This is a genomic window from Bifidobacterium sp. ESL0820, assembly GCF_052606235.1.
Genome location: NZ_CP199594.1, coordinates 724224 through 741626, shown reverse-complemented (window position 1 = coordinate 741626; position 17403 = coordinate 724224). Strand labels below are relative to the sequence as shown.

Genomic DNA, 17403 nt, shown 5'->3' with positions numbered 1-17403 from the left:
CAGCCACACAATGACCGAAACGCCGCAGGGTCCAGGCCTTCCATATTGACGGTCGCCACGCTCCCACAAGGAGCCTGTCGTCGTCGGCAGGTCTGGCATGGACGCATGGGGCATGCCTGCCTCATGCACGGGCGCGAGGGTGACGATGTCGACAGCGGTCATTGACAATGCAGACATATCCGAACAATCAAAGGGCCTCGGCGTGGCCGAGGACGACCTGGCGGTCCGCGAGATTACCCGGCGTGTAGACAATGCTCGTGAATCGGCTACTTTTTACAAGATCGTGGCCCTGGTGGCCGCGGGAATGCTCATGGACAGCATCGATGTCTATGTGGGCAGCGCAGTAGCCAGTTCAGCACTGAGCACCGGGTGGTCCACGGTCGCCCAGAATTCCCTCTTCCTGTCGGCTGGTTTCCTGGGGCTCCTGGTGGGCTCGCTGCTGGCCGGATTCATCGGAGACCTGCGGGGGCGCAAGACCGCCTATCAGATCAACCTGCTGCTCTTCGGAGGCTTTACCCTGCTGGGCGCTCTGGCCCCGAACATGGCCGTCCTCTCGGTCTGCCGGCTGGGGGCCGGCCTGGGTCTTGGCGCCGAAATCGTCACCGGATTCTCCATGGTCAACGAATTCGCTCCCATCAAGCATCGCGGACGCTGGAGCGCCATCGTCTCGCTGGTGGCCAACACCGGAGTGCCCCTGGCCATGCTCCTGTGCGCCTGGATCATTCCGCGCTGGTCCTGGCGGCCGCTCTTCGTGGGCATTGGTCTGGCAGCGGCGTTGATCTGGTACCTGCGGCGTGACATCCCTGAGTCCCCTCGATGGCTGGCCCAGCACGGGCGGATAGACGAGGCCACCCAGGTGGTCGAGCTTCTGGAGGCCAACAACGCTCAGGGTAATTCAGGCTCCGGTTCCGCCAGTGGCTCCGCCCTTGTTGGGAAGGATGAAGGCACTCAAGCACCTGCCAAGGCTTCGGGAAGCATTGTCCGCGGCCTGATTGTGGCCACTGTGGCAGTCTCGGCCACCAATGTCTGCTCCTACGCCTTCACCTCCTGGGTGCCCACCATCCTGCTCAAGCGGGGCATCAATCTGAGCGGATCCCTGTGGATCAGCACCGTGATGATGCTGGGTGCCCCCCTGGGCTGCCTGATCGGATCCCTGCTTTTGGACCGGATAGGTCGTAAGCGGATCATCGTCACCGCCTTCCTGCTGACAGCGGTTTTCGGTATGCTCTACGCCGCGCAGACCAGCCAGGTCACGGCCATCCTGGTGGGCATCCTGCTCATGGCCAGCCTCTACGTCCTCATGTCTTCAGTGGTGGCCGTCTATGCGCCCGAGCTCTTCCCGACCACGGTCCGCTTCCGTTGCGTGGGCATTGCCAATGCCGTTGCCAAGCTCTGCAATGTGCTCATGCCTGTGCTGATCGGTGCCATGCTCAGCGTATGGGGGAGCACCTCGATCTTCGTCACCATCAGCCTGGTTGCCCTGGCCTCCATGCTGGTTGTAGGCCTGATGGGCTGGGAGACCTCCGGCCGTTCGGTGGGCTGATACGGTCCGGCATAAGGGCGTAAAAAGCCTGAAAAGCCTGGGGCCTGACACAAACCCAACCGTCCAAGGACGGCGACAGGTTCGGTCGGGTCCCTTTTTCAGTATGAGGGATCAGAGCTGGTTGGCCAGGAGCCGGTTGTAGACGCAGCGCAGCTCGTTCTGCAAGGTCTCAGGGTCGATATCTGGATTCTGTTTGAACAGATCGATCCACCAGTTGTTGACCGATCTGATTCGCTTGCGCGCTATGCCTGCGCCTGACCTGGTCAGAGCGATGATATTGACCCGGTGATCGGCGGGGTTCTGTTCACGGCTGACCAGGCCCAGGGCTTTTAAGGCTTTCAGATCCCGGGCCAACAGACTGGGATCTACGCACAGGTCCCGGGCTATCTGGCGCTGGCTGAGGCCTGGATGGTCATAGAGGTATACGATCAGATCACCCTGGGTGCCCCGTAAGGTGGAGTCGCCTGTATACCGGCTGGCATCGTTGCGTGCATGCCGGTAGATTCCGGCTATACAGCTGCTCAGGTTGTGGTAGTGGCTCTTCTTCAACATCGCTGCTGCCCCCTAGCTGGTAAGGAAGATCGAAGAGTTCTGCGGGCATGGTTAACCCAATGACCGCATGGACCCCTTCTGCGCCGTTCCCCTTCCAGGCCTATTTCCGGCAACTCCCTAGCCTCGGCCCAGCACGGACGACGCATTTTTCATCATATCAATACCGTCGACACCATGGGGATGATCCACAATCAGGACATGGATCAGGCAGGCCATGATTTGCCTGGCGGGGCTTAGGCTTGATTGCTGTCTGAACAGGCCATACAGGGCTTTCCCGTCTTCATCCGGCTCCTGGACCGAGGTGGATTGCCTGCTTGTTCGGCCAAGTGGAGCTAAGCATCCGACGAGGCAGGGTCGGCCAAGGTCGGGGACTATCACCGTCATTGCTCCACGGTATGCTAAGATGTTCGCTTTTTAGCGCTGAGATCTGGAAAGGACTGGCATGCGGGTACTGGACTTCGATGGCACCATCTACGATGGCGAGAGTCTGCTTGACTTCTACCTGTTCACCGCCCGCAAGGATCCGCGGGTGCTTCACTACCTGCCGATTGCCCTCTTCTATGCTGTCCGCTACCGTCTGGGCCGGGTCACACTCGAGCAGCTGGACTCGGCCATGCGCCGGGTGGGCTCGCGCTACCTGCGTCGCCTGACCTCGCGTCCCGGCTTTGACATGGACCGGTTGGTCAACCAATTCTGGGATGCCAACATGCACAAGATCATGGATTGGTACACCCCCCAGGCTGACGATGTGGTGGTGACCGCCTCCTTTGATCTGGTGGCGGGGGAGGCCTGCCGCCGACTGGGCATCACCCGCTGCATCGGCTCCACCCTGGATTTGGAATCCCTGACCGTGGGCTACCTCAACTTCGGGCCTGACAAGCCTCTGCACTTTCAGCGGATCCTGGGCCAGAAGACGGCCATTGACGCCTTTTACACCGATTCGGCCTTCGATCTGCCCATGATCGATCTGGCGCGGCGAGCCTATATGGTGGAGCATGGCCGGGTCCGTCGCATCAAATAGGTCAACCCTGCCAATTCCCGCCAAGATCCGTCGGCGGGTTCAGCCCCGACCAACCCTGCTATCGTTCTGCTTAGGAGCAAGTGAGCATAATGGCATGCTGAGAACGAGGGAGGGCTTCTTGTGAAAGAGCCGGCCACGATACTGATTGTCGACGATGACAGGGATCTGGGCGAGATGTTGTCAATAGTGCTGCAGACGAAGTCCTACAGGCCGGTGACCTGTACGGATGGATCCAGGGCAGTGGAGATATTCCCTACGGTGGAACCTGATCTGGTGCTGCTGGACATCATGCTGCCCGGCATGGATGGGATTGGCATCGCCCGGTGGATCAGGTCCAGATCCAATGTCCCCATCATCATGCTGACAGCCAAATCCGATACCAAGAACATCGTCGAGGGTCTGGAGGCTGGAGCCGATGACTATGTGGTCAAGCCCTTCAGCACCGATGAACTCCTGGCCAGGATTCATGCACGTCTGCGTCCGGTTTCGGTCCGGGCTGATCAGGAGGGGCAGGAGTCACCGGCCGCCATCCATGGCCTGATAGAGATCAACCGCCAGGAGCACACTGCGGTCAAGCGGGGCAGGCAGCTTTCCCTGACACCCACGGAGTTCGAGCTGCTCTACGTGCTGGCCTCGCATCCCGGGGAGGTGCTCAGCCGGGGAGAGCTGCTGCGGAAGGTCTGGGATTACCAGGATATGGGCGATACCCGTCTGGTCAACGTCCACGTGCAGCGTCTCAGGCAGAAGATCGAAGACGATCCCGAAAATCCCAGAATCATCGAGACGGTTCGGGGCATCGGTTACAAGTATGCGGCTGAGCAGCCAGGATCATGAGCAGTCGCACGAGGCACAGGGTCGTGTCTTCCGCAGTCGGGATGTTCCTGCGCAGGCTCTACAGAGCAGTCAGGAGCTCCCTGCAGATACGGATGGTCCTTCTGGCAACGGTTTCGGCACTCCTGATCGGCGTCGTCTTCATGACAGCCTCCCTGTATTCGGTCAGGACCTCCCTCTTGAACCAGGTTCTGCGACAGGCACAGGCCGACTTTGCCGCTGAGCTGACCAGGGCTCAGGGAGGACTTGACTCCGCAGACATCACCGGTGATGAGGGCAGCTATCAGAAACTGGTGGTCAATATGGCAGCCAACGTTCAGAATGAGGGGGCGCCCAACATGGTTGGGGTCTTCATCTGGCCGGATGACTCCACAGCCCGCAGGTTCGTCCCTGTATCCACTGCCCCTGGTGACAGCGACCTGATCACCCCGGAAATCAGGAATGCCGTCGTCTCAAATGGCGGCCACTCATACTCGCAGATGATCAACACGGCCGACAAGGGTCAGTACCCGGTCCCGGGCATCGTCATGGGGTCCATGCTGAGGCCGGCTACTACCGGAGGGATCGAGTTCTATGCCATCTACTCCTTCGCAGACCAGCAGCGCTCCGTGCTCTCCGTGCAGATGGCCCTTCTTGCGGTCAGCGTGGTGACCAGCGTTGTGATGGGGATCATCGTGTTCCTGGCACTTCACTCAGTCATCCGTCCGGTGACCAAGGTGGCAGGTGCCGCCAAGGGATTGGCCCAAGGGGAGTCGGACGTTCGGGTCACCGAGGACCGGACCGATGAGCTGGGCACCCTGCAGCGTTCCTTCAACGTGATGGCTGATTCCATCAATGAGAAGATCGGTCAGCTGGAGGAGGCCGAAGCCTACCAGCGCAGGTTTGTATCAGACGTCAGCCATGAGCTGCGGACCCCGGTCACCACCATCCGCATGGCCACGGACCTGCTCTTCAAGACTCGGGACGACCTGGATCCCAGCAAGCGCAGGACCGTGGAATTGCTGGACAAGCAGGTGTCGCGCTTCGCCAGCATGCTTGAGGATCTTCTCGAAATATCCAGGTACGAGGCTGGCCAGACATCGCTGAATCCGGACCTGTGCGATGCCTGCGATCTGGTCCGCAACGTGGTCCAGCAGGTCGCCCAGATAGCCAGGACGAAGGGGGTTCCCGTGAAGGCGCTCCTTCCCGACCACAAGGTGATGATCACCGTCGATGCCAGCCGTTGCACTTCGATTCTGCGCAACCTGGTCAACAATGCCATCGATTTCGCCGAGGACGGGCCGGTGCAGCTGCGGCTGGCCGTCTCGGAGCAGGCCGTGGTATTCAGTGTGCGCGACTGGGGAACCGGCATTGCGCCCGAAGACCTGACTCATATATTCGAACGGTTCTGGCGGGCCGATCCGTCGCGGTCTCGGTTGACGGGCGGTACAGGTCTGGGGCTGTCGATCGCCTTGGACAATACCAACCTCATGCATGGCCTGCTCCAGGTGCGCTCGCAGGTTGGGCAGGGGACCTGGTTCCTGCTGACCCTGCCCAGGGATGTCTGTGAGCAACTGGATCAGGGGAGTGCGCCGGTCCGATTCCAGTCTGGCCATGGTCTGGACGTGGAAGGCTTCTTCGAAGAGGCTGCATCATGAGCATTTTCAGACCGTCACGCTGGCCAAGAGCCTTTCGCCCTGTGCGGATGCTGGGGCTGTGTGTGGCCATGGTGGCTGCTCTGGTCGCAGGAGGCTGCGCCAATCCATTCGGGCTGCCGACCTCAGGGTCGGTCCGTCAGCTCAGTCCCATCGAGAATCAGCCCCATCGCGTCTTCTCCTCCCCGGAGGGTCCTGTGGACGGAGCCGTGCCAGAGAGCATTGTCAAGGGCTTCCTGGCGGCTCTGCCTACCGGCATTCAAAGCGATGGCTTTGCTGTCGCCAAGTCCTACATGACCAAGCGGGCCTTTGCGGGATGGGATTTCAATGCATCCGTCTCGATCTATAAGGGTTCCCCTGTCTATGACCGCGTGGATGACGAGGGCAGCGGGAAGAGGACTGCCCTTGACCTGACCACCGAGTGCATTGGCTCCTTGGACGCCCATGGAATATTCTCCGTCACCGAACAGGACTGCGGCTCAGGGTACAGGACCGAACGGTTTGAGCTCGCTAAAGTGCGCGGCCAATGGCGGATCAGCAAGGCCCCGGCGGGGATAGTGATCTCTTCGGATGATTTCATGCAGGTCTACCGTCAGGTCGTCATCTATCAGTTCCCCTTGGCCAAGGGTGTGCCTGTTCCCGACAACCGCTGGTTCGGCTGGCGAAACTGGAGGACCCTGGCCCTTAAGGAACTGCTGAAGGGCCCTCCGGCCTGGCTGCGGGATTCCGTGACGAACTTCAACACCGCCAAGGTCTCCCTGGCAGTCGATGCGGTGCAGCAGGTCAAGGGACGCATGGAAATCAGGGTCAGCAGCTCCTTCGCCTCCCTGAGCAACGAAAACAGGGCCATGCTGGTCCATCAAATGCGGATGCTCTTGGGCGACGGCAATGGCGAGTTTGATCTGCGGGTGGTCGATGCGTCAGGGATTGACTACTCCCACGCGGATGACGACCTGACCATAGCTTCAGGGCAGACTTCCAACCGCATCTACAGTCTGGGCAGCAGCGGGGTGGTAGGTTTCAACTCCTCGAACCTGATCAGGGTCGGTCAGCCTCCCGTCTTTCATGAGCCCAGGGGGCTGGTCTTTTCCTCCAATGGCGGTGCGCTGCTGTCTGATCAGGGCCAGGTGACCTGTCTGAAACCCGATGCTTCATCCTGCGGAAAACTGTTTGCCGGCACACCCATTACCGCCATAGCCGGCAGTTTCACCGATGAGGTTTGGGCTGTCAGGCAGAGTGATTCCGCCATCCTGGTCGACGCAGGCAAGCCGGGTGCCTTGGAATTCGCCCTGCCCTGGCTGCATGGGCGGCGTGTGGTCGCCCTGACTGTGGCACCTGAGGGGCAGCGTCTATGCCTGGTGCTCGAAGATGGTTCGCAGGGTATGAACACCCTGGTCATGCTGGGTATTGTCCGAGGTGAGAATCAGCGGCCGAAGGGCTTGAGCGACCAGATCCAGGTCATCGCCCGACATCGGGATATCAGGGCCTTGACCTTCTACAACGACGACACCCTGGTCTACAAGGATGGCGACATGGATGCGGGCGGCCATTCCCAGATCGCCCCTGGTCCGGAGACGATCCAGCATTTGCCGGCCGGAACCACAGGCTTGGCTGCAGGGCAGGTCAATCAGATGCAGAGCCTGATCGCCCTGGACCGTTCGGGCATCGTTCACTGCCTTTCCGGAGCCCTGGAGGGCATGTGGTACATCATTGATTCCCAGGTGGATACGGTTACCAGCGGCAGGTGACAATCACCGGGATGGGTAGGACCGGCTGCGGCTCGGCTGCAGCTTGGCTGTCGGTATGGTTGAACTGTTATCGATTTGTTATCACTGCGCCTTGAGCTCGGCAAGAGGAAAAACGATACTGAAAATCGTGGATGTCATCATCGATGATCATAATGCTGTGGCTTCGATGCTGACTACTCAAGGAGGAGAACAATGAATACAGTACTGAAGAAGGCGCTGACCATCGCCACGGCCTCGGCTGCGGTCTTGGCCATGGGAGCTTGCGGCTCTTCCGGATCCAGCTCCAGCAAGGGCGGCGACAAGCAGAAGACCATCGGATTCGTTGCTGTGGGTCCTGAGGGCGGCTTCCGCACGGCCAACGAGAACGATCTGAAGAAGGCCTTCAAGAATGCCGGATTCAACATGATCTATTCGCCGACCCAGAACAACGATCAGCAGAAGCAGATCCAGGCCTTCAACAAGTTCGTCAACGACGAGGTTGATGCCATCGTCCTGTCCTCCACCGAGGACAGCGGATGGGATGAGTCGCTGAAGAAGGCCAAGGAGGCCGAGATCCCGGTCTTCCTGGTCGACCGCAACGTGCAGACCAAGGACGAAAGCCTGGTCGCCTCCCACATCGGACCTTCCAACGAGTGGGCAGGGCAGCAGGCGGCAGAGTTCGTCAACAAGAACTTCCCCGATGGAGCCAATGGCCTGATCCTGGAGGGCCCTGCCGGACTGTCGGTGGTCAAGGACCGCCAGAAGGGCTGGGATTCCAAGATCGGTGGCAACATCAAGGTTCTGGAGAGCCAGTCGGCCAACTGGTCCACTGACGAGGCCAAGACCGTCACCGCCGGACTGCTGGACAAGTACAAGAGCCAGAATGTCCAGTTCATCTTCTCGCAGAACGACGAGATGGGCCTGGGCGCTGCACAGGCTGTCGATGCCGCAGGTCTTAAGGGCAAGGTCAAGATCATCACCATCGATGGCACCAAGCCTGCTCTGAAGGCCCTGATCGACGGCGATCTGTCGCTGGTGATCGAGTACAACCCGCTCTTCGGCGAAACGACCGCCAAGACCGTCAAGGATTACCTGGACGGCAAGAAGGTCAAGAAGAACATCGTCATTGATTCGAAGGTCTTCACCGCCGACGAGGCCAAGAAGGTCATCGATTCCAGAGCGTACTGATCTATCGCTGATCGCGTAGGACGCACAGGACGGCGCACCCGGGAAGGTTGCGGTACGCCGTTTTTCATGGGCGGGAAAGGGTCTTTGGGCCGCGGTACCGCCCCCCGATCAGCATTCAGTTTGATGAGGCAAGACAATGACAAAAGAAGCACCCTTGGTCTCCATGAAGGGAATCAGCATTGAATTCCCTGGTGTCAAGGCGCTCGACAATGTCGATCTGCGTCTGTTCCCCGGTGAGGTCCATGCCCTCATGGGGGAGAACGGCGCAGGCAAATCGACCATGATCAAGGCGCTCACCGGGGTATACAAAATCAACGCGGGAACCATCACCGTCAACGGCCAAAACAGGATTTTCAACGGCACAGCCGATGCGCAGAACGCCGGCATCGCCACGGTCTACCAGGAAGTCAACCTGTGCACCAATCTGAGCGTGGGCGAAAACGTCATGCTCGGGCACGAGGTGAGGGGGCACCTGGGCATCAACTGGCGCAAGACCCATGAGGCGGCCAAAGGCTTTCTGGCCCAGATGGGCCTGACGGACCTGGATCCTCACACACCGCTCAATGAGATATCCATAGCCATGCAGCAACTGGTGGCCATCGCCAGGGCCATGGTCATCGATGCCAAGGTCCTGATCCTGGATGAGCCGACATCTTCGCTGGATGCCAATGAAGTTCAGGATCTTTTCCGGATCATGCGCAAGGTCAGGGACAGGGGCATCGCCATACTGTTCGTTTCCCACTTCCTGGACCAGGTCTACGAGATCGCCGACAGAATGACCATTCTGCGCAATGGCAAATTCGTCGAGGAGACCATGGTCAAGGACATGCCGCGCGATGTCCTTATTACCAAGATGATCGGCAAGAACGCCGATGAGCTCTCGCTGATCGGCACCAAGTCGAGGAAAGAGACACCCCAAGCCACAACAGACCGGCCTCTGGCCAGCGTCCGCGGCTTCGGCAGAAAGGGCAGCATCTACCCCTTCGACATGGATCTTTTCAAGGGCAAGATCATGGGACTGGCCGGCCTGCTGGGTTCCGGCAGAACCGAAATCGGCCGCCTGCTCTTCGGCGCAGACAAGCCCGACAAGGGTACCTACACCTTTGATGGGAAGAAGATCTCCATCGACAGCCCGGCCAACGCCCTGAAGAACAAGATTGCCTACTCTACGGAGAACAGAAGGGATGAGGGCATCATCGGCGACCTGACGGTCAGGGAGAACATCATCCTGGCCCTCCAGGCCACCCGGGGCATGTTCAGGCCAATCCCCAGGAAGGAGGCTGACCGGATAGTCGACAAGTACATCAAGGAGCTCAATGTCCGCCCGACCGATCCCGACAGGCTGATCAAGAACCTTTCAGGAGGAAACCAGCAGAAAGTCCTGCTGGCCAGGTGGCTGGCCACGGATCCTGAGCTGCTGATCCTGGACGAACCGACCAGGGGAATCGACATCGGCGCCAAGGCGGAGATCCAGCAGACGGTGCTGGATCTGGCCGCTCAGGGCATGAGCGTGGTCTTCATCTCCTCTGAGCTTGATGAGGTCGTCCGCCTCTCCGATCAGATAACCGTCCTCAAGGACCGTCACAAGATCGACCTGATGGACAACGATGACACGGTTTCCCAGCAGACCATCGTGGAAGACATAGCCAACACCTCGGTCTCCGGACAATCTCAAGGAAAGGAGGAAAGATGAGCAAGCCCGCCAAGCAGCAATCGGAGGATGAAGGTCCATCCTTCCTGCGCCGCATATTCGGCAATCAGCTAATTTGGAGCGTGGTCGCCTTCCTCGCGCTGATTGTGGTCTGCACCCTAGTGGATCATTCCTTCCTCAGCCTGTCATACAATCCGCGCACAGGCGGCCTGGCAGGACCCCTGATCACCATGATCCAGGAGTCTGCGCGATACCTGATGATCGCCACCGGCATGACCCTGGTCATCTCGACCTCGGGCATCGACCTTTCGGTCGGCTCGCTCATGGCCGTGGCCGGAGCTGCAGCCATGCAGATGCTGATCAACGGGGTGAACGTCTGGATGGCCATTCTGATCTCCCTGGCCGTAGGTCTGGTTCTGGGCTGCATCAACGGCGCCTTGGTCTCCATCCTGGGACTCCAGCCCTTCATCACCACGCTGATCATGATGCTGGCAGGCAGGGGACTGGCCAAGGTCATCACCAATGGGCAGAATGCCGACGCTTCAGGCGTGGCCGGCAGCGGACCATTGCGCTGGATGGCCAATGGCTTCATTCTGGGAATCCCGGCCAATTTCGTCATAGCCGTGATCATCGTCTGCCTTGTCGGTCTTCTGATGAGGAAGACGGCAGCCGGCATGATGATCGAGTCTGTGGGCATCAACCAGGAAGCCAGCCGAATGACCGGCATCAAGCCCCGTCGGATCCTCTTCCTGGTCTACGCCATCTCCGGTCTGCTGGCCGCTGTGGCAGGGTTGTTCGCGACTGCTTCAGTGATGAGGGTCGACGTGGTCAAGACCGGTCAGGATCTGGAGATGTACGCCATTCTGGCTGTGGTCATTGGAGGCACCTCCCTGCTGGGCGGCAAGTTCTCGCTGCTGGGAAGCGCTTTCGGCGCCGTGATCATTGCGATGATCCGCAAGACCATCATCACCCTGGGCATTGATTCAGCCGCCACGCCAGCCTTCTTCGCCGTGGTGGTCATCATCATCTGCGTCATGCAGGCGCCCAAGGTGCACAACGCGGTCGCTGAGTTCAAACGCAGGCGTGCCATGAGGCAGTCTGCAGAGGTGGTGGCATGATGAAGAAGAGTGCAAGCAGACAAGCAGGTTTCCGGCTGAGCCCCAGGGCCATTCCGACAGTCGCTGCCGTGGTCATCTTCCTGCTCATGCTGATCATGGGCCAGGTGCTCTTCGGCACTTATATCCGGCTGGGATTCATGTCCTCCCTGTTCATGGACCACGCCTACCTGGTGATCCTGGCAGTAGCCATGACCTTCCCCATTCTCACCGGCGGCATCGATCTGAGCGTGGGGGCCATAGTGGCCATCACCGGCGTGGTCGGTGTCAAGCTCATGATTGCCGGTGTGCCGGCGTCACTGGTCATCGTCATCATGATCGCCATTGGCGCAGTCTTTGGGCTGCTGGCCGGTGTGCTCATTGAAGAGTTCAACATGCAGCCCTTCATCGCCACACTGTCCACCATGTTCCTGGCCAGGGGCATAGCCTCCATCATCTCGACTGACTCGCTCAATATGCCGCAGAACAACAACTTCAGCTGGATCGGCGGCGAGGGACTGAAAATCATCGATAACCCGAAGATTTCCAATGATCTTTCGCTGAACTTCGGCGTGGTGGTCGCTCTGGTCGTTGTGGCAGTCAGCTATGTCATCCTCCACAAGACCAGGACGGGCCGTACCATCTACGCCATCGGCGGTTCCCGGTCCTCGGCCGAGCTGATGGGCCTTCCGGTCAAGCGGACGCAGTATGTCATCTACCTGACTTCGGCCGTCCTGGCCTCCATCGCTTCCATCGTCTATGTGGCTGGCATCGGTTCAGCCAAGAACACCATGGGCGTGGGCTGGGAGCTGGACGCTGTAGCTGCGGTCGTCATCGGCGGCACCCTGATCACTGGCGGTTACGGCTACGTGCTGGGTTCTGTCATAGGCGCGCTGGTCCGCTCGATCATCGATCCTCTGACCTCGGACTTCGGAGTCCCGGCTGAGGCCGTCACCATCGTGGTCGGTCTGATGATCCTGGTCTTCGTCATCCTCCAGCGTCTGGTGACTTTCGTGAGAAAGGAATGAAGCAGGGCTTTCCTGGATGATCCGAATGGGGGCTGATGCCGTGGCGATTGCGGCATCAGCCCCCATTCGCATTGCTGGTTCATGATTCGAAGGGGAAGACCAATCCCCACTGGCGGCGCAGAGAGTCCATGAGCTCCATGATCCGCAGGGTGTCCTTGTGGGGCATCTGGGCGCACTCGGTCTCGCCGTCCAGAATGGCCTGCGCTGCGCTGGACACCTCATACTCATAACCGGTCAGCTGGTCAGGGATGGGGTAGCGCTTCTTTAATTGGTGATCCGCGTCGTACAGGTCGATTGACTCCACGTTGTTGATGTTGGCGCACTGCAGGTAACCCTGGTCTCCGCAGATGCTGCCGGTCCGGTCACTGGCCGAGACCATGGAGCTGGTCGCTGCCCCCATGGATCCATCCTGGTAGAGAATGGTCGTGGAGTTCTGGCTGTCGACGCCCTCCGGGCTGCGGACCCAATCCGTGCAGACCCGCTCAATAGGCTTGGGTCCCATGACCATGTCGATGAAGTTGAGAGGGTAGACGCCTACGTCGAGCAGGGCGCCGCCGGCCAGGGCCGGGTCGGTCATTCTGGCCTTGCCCACGGTGACATATCCCAGGTTGGCGGTGACCGTTCTGACGGTGCCGATTTCTCCCGAGGAGACGATGTCGTCGATGATGGAGCGCGAGGGCATGTACCTGGTCCAGATGGCCTCGGTGCAGAGCAGGCCGGTGCTCTCGGATGTTTCAATGACCTGCCTGGCCTGATCGGCGTTGGCCGTGAAGGACTTCTCAACCAGCACGTTCTTTCCCGCCTTCATGCAGGCGATGGCCTGCTCGGCGTGGAGGCTGTGAGGCGTGGCGATGTAGACCAGATCCACCTGGGGATCGTCCAGGAGCTCCTGGTAGGAACCATAAGAGTGCTCGAATCCATATTTTTTGGCGAAAGCGGCTGCGCGATCCCCATCCCTCGAGGCCACAGCGTAGGGGGCGATCAGATGACTGTACTGCGAGTCCTGAGCCATCATGACCACCGTCTTGGCCAGGGCGTTGGCTATCCGTCCGGCGCCGAGAATGGCGAAGTTGACCCGCATGCCCTTCTGCTCAGCCTCTTGTCGTTTGCCGTTCAATCTACTCATCCTTGACTCCTTCGTTTGGACGGCCATCTGCTGTGATGGCCTCATACAATTTCTTCAGGGTTTCCTCGGCATGTCGGGTGTCCAGCTGGCACTCCCAGACTGTGAAAACCCGCCAACCCATGGCTTTCAGTTTTTCGCCCTGTTCCTGATCCCGCAGACGGTTCCTTGTCAGCTTTGTGGTCCAATATTCCACGTTGGATTTGGGAAGGGAGAATTTGGCACAGCCCTGATGCATGTGCCAGAAACAGCCATTGACGAATACCATGGCCCTCCACTTGGGCAGAACCACATCGGGATGGCCCGGATACCTCTTGTCGTTCTTGCGGAACCGCAGACCGCGCGAGAAGAGATATGACCGGACCTGGCGTTCTATTGATGTTTCCGTGCCCCTGATTCGGGACATGGTGTAGCTGCGTGTGCCGGGCTGGAATCTGCTGGGTGTCTTTTTCGAAACCATCCCCGGCCCGGCTCAGAGGACTTCGACGCTGTTGATGAAGACCGGCTCAAGGGGACGGTCGCTCGAATCGGTGGCTACGGCGTCCAGCTTGTCGACTACCTTCCGGGAATCCTCATCAGCCACCTGGCCGAATATGGTGTGATGCCCGTTGAGCCAGGGGGTGGGCACGGTGGTGATGAAGAACTGTGATCCGTTGGTGCCGTGGGTCTTTCCTGTGGCCGGATCCCGGCGCAGCCCTGCATTGGCCATGGCCAGCTTGTAGGGTTCCTCAAAGGTCAGAGAGGGATCGATCTCGTCATCGAACTCGTAGCCTGGGCCGCCCGTGCCCGTGCCCAGCGGGCAGCCGCCCTGGATCATGAAGTCCTTGATGATCCGGTGGAAGGTCAGACCGTCATAGAAGGGATCCTGACGCTTCTGGCCCGTCTCGGGGTCGGTCCAGTTTTTGCGGCCTGCGGCCAGGTCCAGGAAGTTGGCTACGGTTTCAGGGGCCTGATCGTCAAAGAGGTCCAGGCGAATATCGCCCTCCGAGGTATGCATGATAACTGTGCTCATGTCACCAATCCTTTCATAAGATGGCGACTCACACTGAGGATCCGAAGGGCATCAGGGCCAGGCGGGCCATCTTGAAGGCCTGCAGACCGAAGGGGATGCCCACCACGGTCAACATGGTGACCAGTCCGGCCACCAGATAGGCCAGGGCCAGCCACCAGCCGCCCAGAATGATCCAGAGCAGATTGGCCAGCCAAGATCCCAGCCCGCCTCCATAGATGACCTGTCGGCCAAAGGGGGTCAAAGTCAGTCTGGCCATCTTGAAGGCCTGCAGACCGAAGGGGATGCCCACCACGGTCAGGCAGAGCAGGATGCCTATCAGGGCCCATGCCAGGGCAATGGCCAGTCCTCCCAGCAGCAGCCAGCAGATGTTGCCGATCAGGCGCATGTGGATCCTTCCGTCAGGGTGGCGGTGACGGCCTTGGCGCAGGCTGTCACCTTCTCGATGATGATAGTCAGTCGTTTCTGCCGCTGCTCGGTGGTGAGCTCCTGGTCCAGGGCATCAATCAGCCGCATGCCGGATTGGACGATCCCTCGCGTCACCTCCACGCCCATGGCCGGGTCTGTTGGGCGCAGGGCTGTCCACGCCTGGATCAGCGGCTGGTTGACCTGCCCGTGGAAGTCCAGCAGGGCTTGGATTTGCCGGTCTGTGGACCGGTCGATCCCTGGGGCGGGCTCATGAGGATTCGAGGGGTTGCCATAGATCAGGGCCTGGCGTAGCTGCTCGTCGTGCTGCTCGGCGTAGAGGTTCATCAGCCAGCCGTGTCCGTGCAGTCCGGCCTGCTCCAGATTGGTGCGGGTCCAGACCTCGATCGTCCGGCGCGGGTCTTCTGCCTTGCCCAGGGATTGGTCCAGGGCACGGCCCCAGTCGGGCAGGTGCCGTTCCATGACCATGTCGCAGAGCTGGTCGGCGTCCCGGGCGTAGCGGTAGAGGGAGTTCCGGGCCAGATTGGCGCGCCGGGCCACCTCGGCCATGGTCAGCTGGCCTCGTCCGCCAGTGCGCAGGATGGCCTCGGCGGCGGCGATGATCTGGTCCAAGGTCTTGGCACGGTGCTCCTGGAGCGTGGATTCGCGGATCCTGGGCATGGTTCTCCTTGGTCCGGCCTCCTTGGTGCAGCGATTCGGAATCGGGCTGGGCCGGTCTTGGGGCATATGATATGGCCTATTCGCTGAGGAACCAAGCTGTAAGGACTGGTTCAGCGTGCGGCTTGTCCGCGCTGAGTGAACTTGCCAGATATGTTTTTGCGACGTATAGTCGCAAAAAATTCGCAGACCAGGGTGAGGGGAGCTCCGATGACCGGATCGGCAAGTACGGACGTGAAGATGGGCATCCAGAGGAACCGTCAAGAGTCTCAGGAGGCAGCACCGCCCTGGCGTGCCCTCTGGGTGCTGGCCCTGGGTCTGGCCATGATTGTGCTGGATTCGTCCATCGTCAACGTCTCCATCCCCTCCATCATCGCTGCCATCCACATCAACCTGGCTCAGGCCCAGTGGGTGACCGCCCTCTACAGCATCGTCCTGGCGGCCCTGCTCCTGCCTTCCGGTCGACTGGGGGACATGATCGGACGCAAGCGGATCCTGCAGGTGGGCACGGTCATCTTTGTGCTGGGTTCCGTCTTCGCCGCATCGGCCTCCTCCGGCACAATGCTGCTTCTGGCCCGGCTTGTTCAGGGAATCGGCGGTTCCCTGGTCATGCCATCCACCCTGTCTACCGTGTCCGCCACCTTCAGGGGTCGTCACCGGGCTACTGCATTCGGCATCTGGGGGGCCGTCATGTCCTCTGCTGCGGCGGTCGGCCCCTTCCTGGGCGGTGTCTTCACCAGCACCATCGGATGGCGCTGGATTTTCCTGGTCAATCTGCCCCTGGGCCTGATCGTCCTCCTGGCCAGCGCAGTCTTTGTGCCCGAGACCAAGTCAGCGCCCCGGCAGACCGGCGACCGGTGGGGGATGCTTGCCGACTGGAAGGGCATACTCCTTTCGGCCCTGGGGTCGGCTCTGGTGGTCTTTGCGCTGATCGAGGGGCAGACCTACGGCTGGTGGCGTCCCCGCGCTGCACTCGATTTGGGCCCTCTGCACTGGTCCGCATCGGCACCGCTGTCGCCGGCCCCGGTCAGTCTGCTCCTGGGGTTGGCCCTGCTGGCCGCCTTTGCGATGACTGAGCTGGCCAGGGCGCGCAGGGGCAGGATGGTCATCCTGGACGTTTCCATGTTCGCCATCGGCACTTTCGGCTGGGGCAACCTGACGGCCGCCATCGTCAACGCTGGTCAGTTCGCAGTCATGTTCATCCTGCCCCTCTACCTGATCAACGCCAGAGGCCTGAGTCCGCTGGGGGCCGGATCCATCCTGGGCGTCATGGCTCTGGGGTCAGTTGTTTCGGGCGGTCTGGCCCGGGTGGTCTCAGCCCGTCTGGGGGCCGGCGGCACGGTGCAGACGGGCCTGCTGATGGAGATCGTCGGCGTGGCCCTGTCCATTCTGCTCATGCGTGGGTCGGTGCCGGTCTGGCCCATGACCCTGACTCTGATCATCTACGGTGCCGGCCTGGGCTTTGCCTCGGCACAGCTGACCAGCCTGGTGCTCTCCGGTGTTCCGGTGGCCCAGTCCGGCCAGGCTTCGGCCACCCAGTCCACCATTCGTCAGTGGGGGACCGCCCTGGGTGCTGCAGTCTCCGGTTCCGCCCTCTCCCTGGCTCTGAGCCTGGTGCTGCCAAGGCATCTGACGGCGCTCAAGGGGATCTCGGCGCAGATGGCCGATGGCCTGGTCAGATCCGTTCAGTCCTCTGCCGGGAATGCCATCGTCGGCCTGCGCGCCCAGGGCACACGGGGTCGGCTGGGAGCCCTGGGTCCTCAGGTGACCAATGCCCTGACCGAGGGATTCACCCAAGGCGCCCAGTGGGCCATGGGCTTTGCAGTCTTGCTGCTTCTCGTGGGACTGGCTGCCTCGGTGCTGGTGCGTCGGGCCGCCCGCAAGGCTGGCGCCGACAAGGTCTGAGGCGTCCGCGATCC

At 60.6% G+C, this 17403-nt stretch carries 16 protein-coding genes; 10 read left to right on the top strand and 6 right to left on the bottom strand.

Annotated elements, in window-relative coordinates:
• Positions 1 to 145: 145 nt before the first annotated feature.
• Positions 146 to 1543 (top strand): MFS transporter, encoded by a 1398-nt coding sequence (locus ACUIAH_RS03170; RefSeq protein ID WP_445341369.1) that lies wholly within the window; start codon positions 146 to 148, stop codon positions 1541 to 1543.
• Positions 1544 to 1654: 111 nt separating this feature from the next.
• Here the strand turns inward: ACUIAH_RS03170 and ACUIAH_RS03165 are convergent, their stop codons facing one another.
• Positions 1655 to 2095 (bottom strand): MarR family winged helix-turn-helix transcriptional regulator, encoded by a 441-nt coding sequence (locus ACUIAH_RS03165; RefSeq protein ID WP_306222021.1) that lies wholly within the window; start codon positions 2093 to 2095, stop codon positions 1655 to 1657.
• Positions 2096 to 2537: 442 nt separating this feature from the next.
• Between ACUIAH_RS03165 and ACUIAH_RS03160 the strand changes: the two genes are divergently transcribed.
• From ACUIAH_RS03160 to ACUIAH_RS03125, 8 genes are all read left to right on the top strand, one after another.
• Positions 2538 to 3116 carry a haloacid dehalogenase-like hydrolase gene (locus ACUIAH_RS03160; protein ID WP_445341368.1) on the top strand — a complete coding sequence of 193 codons (579 nt, stop codon included), beginning with the start codon at positions 2538 to 2540 and terminating at the stop codon, positions 3114 to 3116.
• Between the two features lie 120 nt (positions 3117 to 3236).
• Positions 3237 to 3950: an MtrAB system response regulator MtrA gene (mtrA, locus tag ACUIAH_RS03155; RefSeq protein WP_260804502.1), complete on the top strand. Its 714-nt coding sequence runs from the start codon at positions 3237 to 3239 to the stop codon at positions 3948 to 3950.
• The gene (gene mtrB, locus ACUIAH_RS03150; protein ID WP_445341367.1) at positions 3947 to 5584 is read left to right on the top strand and encodes an MtrAB system histidine kinase MtrB; all 1638 of its coding nucleotides are present in this window, start codon (positions 3947 to 3949) and stop codon (positions 5582 to 5584) included. Before mtrA ends, mtrB begins: the two co-directional genes overlap by 4 nt.
• Positions 5581 to 7329, top strand: a complete 1749-nt coding sequence (locus ACUIAH_RS03145) for an LpqB family beta-propeller domain-containing protein (protein WP_445341366.1) — start codon at positions 5581 to 5583, stop codon at positions 7327 to 7329. The genes mtrB and ACUIAH_RS03145 overlap by 4 nt, the downstream gene beginning before the upstream one ends.
• 192 nt (positions 7330 to 7521) lie before the next feature.
• On the top strand, positions 7522 to 8496 hold the full coding sequence (locus ACUIAH_RS03140; RefSeq protein ID WP_045924190.1) for an ABC transporter substrate-binding protein: 975 nt from the start codon (positions 7522 to 7524) through the stop codon (positions 8494 to 8496).
• A 136-nt stretch (positions 8497 to 8632) separates the two neighbouring features.
• On the top strand, positions 8633 to 10189 hold the full coding sequence (locus tag ACUIAH_RS03135) for a sugar ABC transporter ATP-binding protein (protein WP_445341365.1): 1557 nt from the start codon (positions 8633 to 8635) through the stop codon (positions 10187 to 10189).
• Positions 10186 to 11265 (top strand): ABC transporter permease, encoded by a 1080-nt coding sequence (locus tag ACUIAH_RS03130; RefSeq protein WP_045924192.1) that lies wholly within the window; start codon positions 10186 to 10188, stop codon positions 11263 to 11265. Before ACUIAH_RS03135 ends, ACUIAH_RS03130 begins: the two co-directional genes overlap by 4 nt.
• Positions 11262 to 12269: an ABC transporter permease gene (locus tag ACUIAH_RS03125; RefSeq protein WP_306222027.1), complete on the top strand. Its 1008-nt coding sequence runs from the start codon at positions 11262 to 11264 to the stop codon at positions 12267 to 12269. The genes ACUIAH_RS03130 and ACUIAH_RS03125 overlap by 4 nt, the downstream gene beginning before the upstream one ends.
• Positions 12270 to 12348: 79 nt before the next feature.
• On the opposite strand, the gene ACUIAH_RS03120 is transcribed toward ACUIAH_RS03125, so the two are convergent.
• The 5 genes from ACUIAH_RS03120 to ACUIAH_RS03100 are packed head-to-tail and all read right to left on the bottom strand — an operon-like array spanning position 12349 to position 15487.
• Positions 12349 to 13395 carry a Gfo/Idh/MocA family protein gene (locus ACUIAH_RS03120; RefSeq protein ID WP_445341364.1) on the bottom strand — a complete coding sequence of 349 codons (1047 nt, stop codon included), beginning with the start codon at positions 13393 to 13395 and terminating at the stop codon, positions 12349 to 12351.
• Positions 13388 to 13852 (bottom strand): very short patch repair endonuclease, encoded by a 465-nt coding sequence (locus ACUIAH_RS03115; RefSeq protein WP_445341363.1) that lies wholly within the window; start codon positions 13850 to 13852, stop codon positions 13388 to 13390. The genes ACUIAH_RS03120 and ACUIAH_RS03115 overlap by 8 nt, the downstream gene beginning before the upstream one ends.
• 12 nt (positions 13853 to 13864) lie before the next feature.
• Positions 13865 to 14404: a peptidylprolyl isomerase gene (locus ACUIAH_RS03110; protein WP_045924196.1), complete on the bottom strand. Its 540-nt coding sequence runs from the start codon at positions 14402 to 14404 to the stop codon at positions 13865 to 13867.
• Between the two features lie 28 nt (positions 14405 to 14432).
• A complete protein-coding gene (locus ACUIAH_RS03105; RefSeq protein ID WP_045924197.1) occupies positions 14433 to 14789 on the bottom strand; it encodes a YccF domain-containing protein in 357 nt (118 codons plus the stop codon).
• On the bottom strand, positions 14780 to 15487 hold the full coding sequence (locus ACUIAH_RS03100; RefSeq protein ID WP_445341362.1) for a TetR/AcrR family transcriptional regulator: 708 nt from the start codon (positions 15485 to 15487) through the stop codon (positions 14780 to 14782). Before ACUIAH_RS03100 ends, ACUIAH_RS03105 begins: the two co-directional genes overlap by 10 nt.
• A 207-nt stretch (positions 15488 to 15694) precedes the next feature.
• Here ACUIAH_RS03100 and ACUIAH_RS03095 point away from each other — a divergent pair, with 207 nt between their 5' ends.
• Positions 15695 to 17389 carry an MFS transporter gene (locus tag ACUIAH_RS03095; RefSeq protein WP_445341361.1) on the top strand — a complete coding sequence of 565 codons (1695 nt, stop codon included), beginning with the start codon at positions 15695 to 15697 and terminating at the stop codon, positions 17387 to 17389.
• Positions 17390 to 17403 lie beyond the last annotated feature (14 nt).

Excerpts from the sequence above, each read along its gene's own strand:
- ACUIAH_RS03160 (WP_445341368.1), top strand. The coding sequence starts at position 2,538 with ATGCGGGTACTGGACTTCGATGGCACCATCTACGATGGCGAGAGTCTG.
- ACUIAH_RS03140 (WP_045924190.1), top strand. The coding sequence starts at position 7,522 with ATGAATACAGTACTGAAGAAGGCGCTGACCATCGCCACGGCCTCGGCT.
- ACUIAH_RS03145 (WP_445341366.1), top strand. The coding sequence starts at position 5,581 with ATGAGCATTTTCAGACCGTCACGCTGGCCAAGAGCCTTTCGCCCTGTG.
- ACUIAH_RS03095 (WP_445341361.1), top strand. The coding sequence starts at position 15,695 with ATGACCGGATCGGCAAGTACGGACGTGAAGATGGGCATCCAGAGGAAC.
- ACUIAH_RS03135 (WP_445341365.1), top strand. The coding sequence starts at position 8,633 with ATGACAAAAGAAGCACCCTTGGTCTCCATGAAGGGAATCAGCATTGAA.
- ACUIAH_RS03165 (WP_306222021.1), bottom strand. The coding sequence starts at position 2,095 with ATGTTGAAGAAGAGCCACTACCACAACCTGAGCAGCTGTATAGCCGGA.
- ACUIAH_RS03100 (WP_445341362.1), bottom strand. The coding sequence starts at position 15,487 with ATGCCCAGGATCCGCGAATCCACGCTCCAGGAGCACCGTGCCAAGACC.
- ACUIAH_RS03130 (WP_045924192.1), top strand. The coding sequence starts at position 10,186 with ATGAGCAAGCCCGCCAAGCAGCAATCGGAGGATGAAGGTCCATCCTTC.
- ACUIAH_RS03115 (WP_445341363.1), bottom strand. The coding sequence starts at position 13,852 with ATGGTTTCGAAAAAGACACCCAGCAGATTCCAGCCCGGCACACGCAGC.
- ACUIAH_RS03110 (WP_045924196.1), bottom strand. The coding sequence starts at position 14,404 with ATGAGCACAGTTATCATGCATACCTCGGAGGGCGATATTCGCCTGGAC.
- ACUIAH_RS03105 (WP_045924197.1), bottom strand. The coding sequence starts at position 14,789 with ATGCGCCTGATCGGCAACATCTGCTGGCTGCTGCTGGGAGGACTGGCC.
- ACUIAH_RS03125 (WP_306222027.1), top strand. The coding sequence starts at position 11,262 with ATGATGAAGAAGAGTGCAAGCAGACAAGCAGGTTTCCGGCTGAGCCCC.
- mtrB (WP_445341367.1), top strand. The coding sequence starts at position 3,947 with ATGAGCAGTCGCACGAGGCACAGGGTCGTGTCTTCCGCAGTCGGGATG.
- ACUIAH_RS03120 (WP_445341364.1), bottom strand. The coding sequence starts at position 13,395 with ATGAGTAGATTGAACGGCAAACGACAAGAGGCTGAGCAGAAGGGCATG.
- ACUIAH_RS03170 (WP_445341369.1), top strand. The coding sequence starts at position 146 with ATGTCGACAGCGGTCATTGACAATGCAGACATATCCGAACAATCAAAG.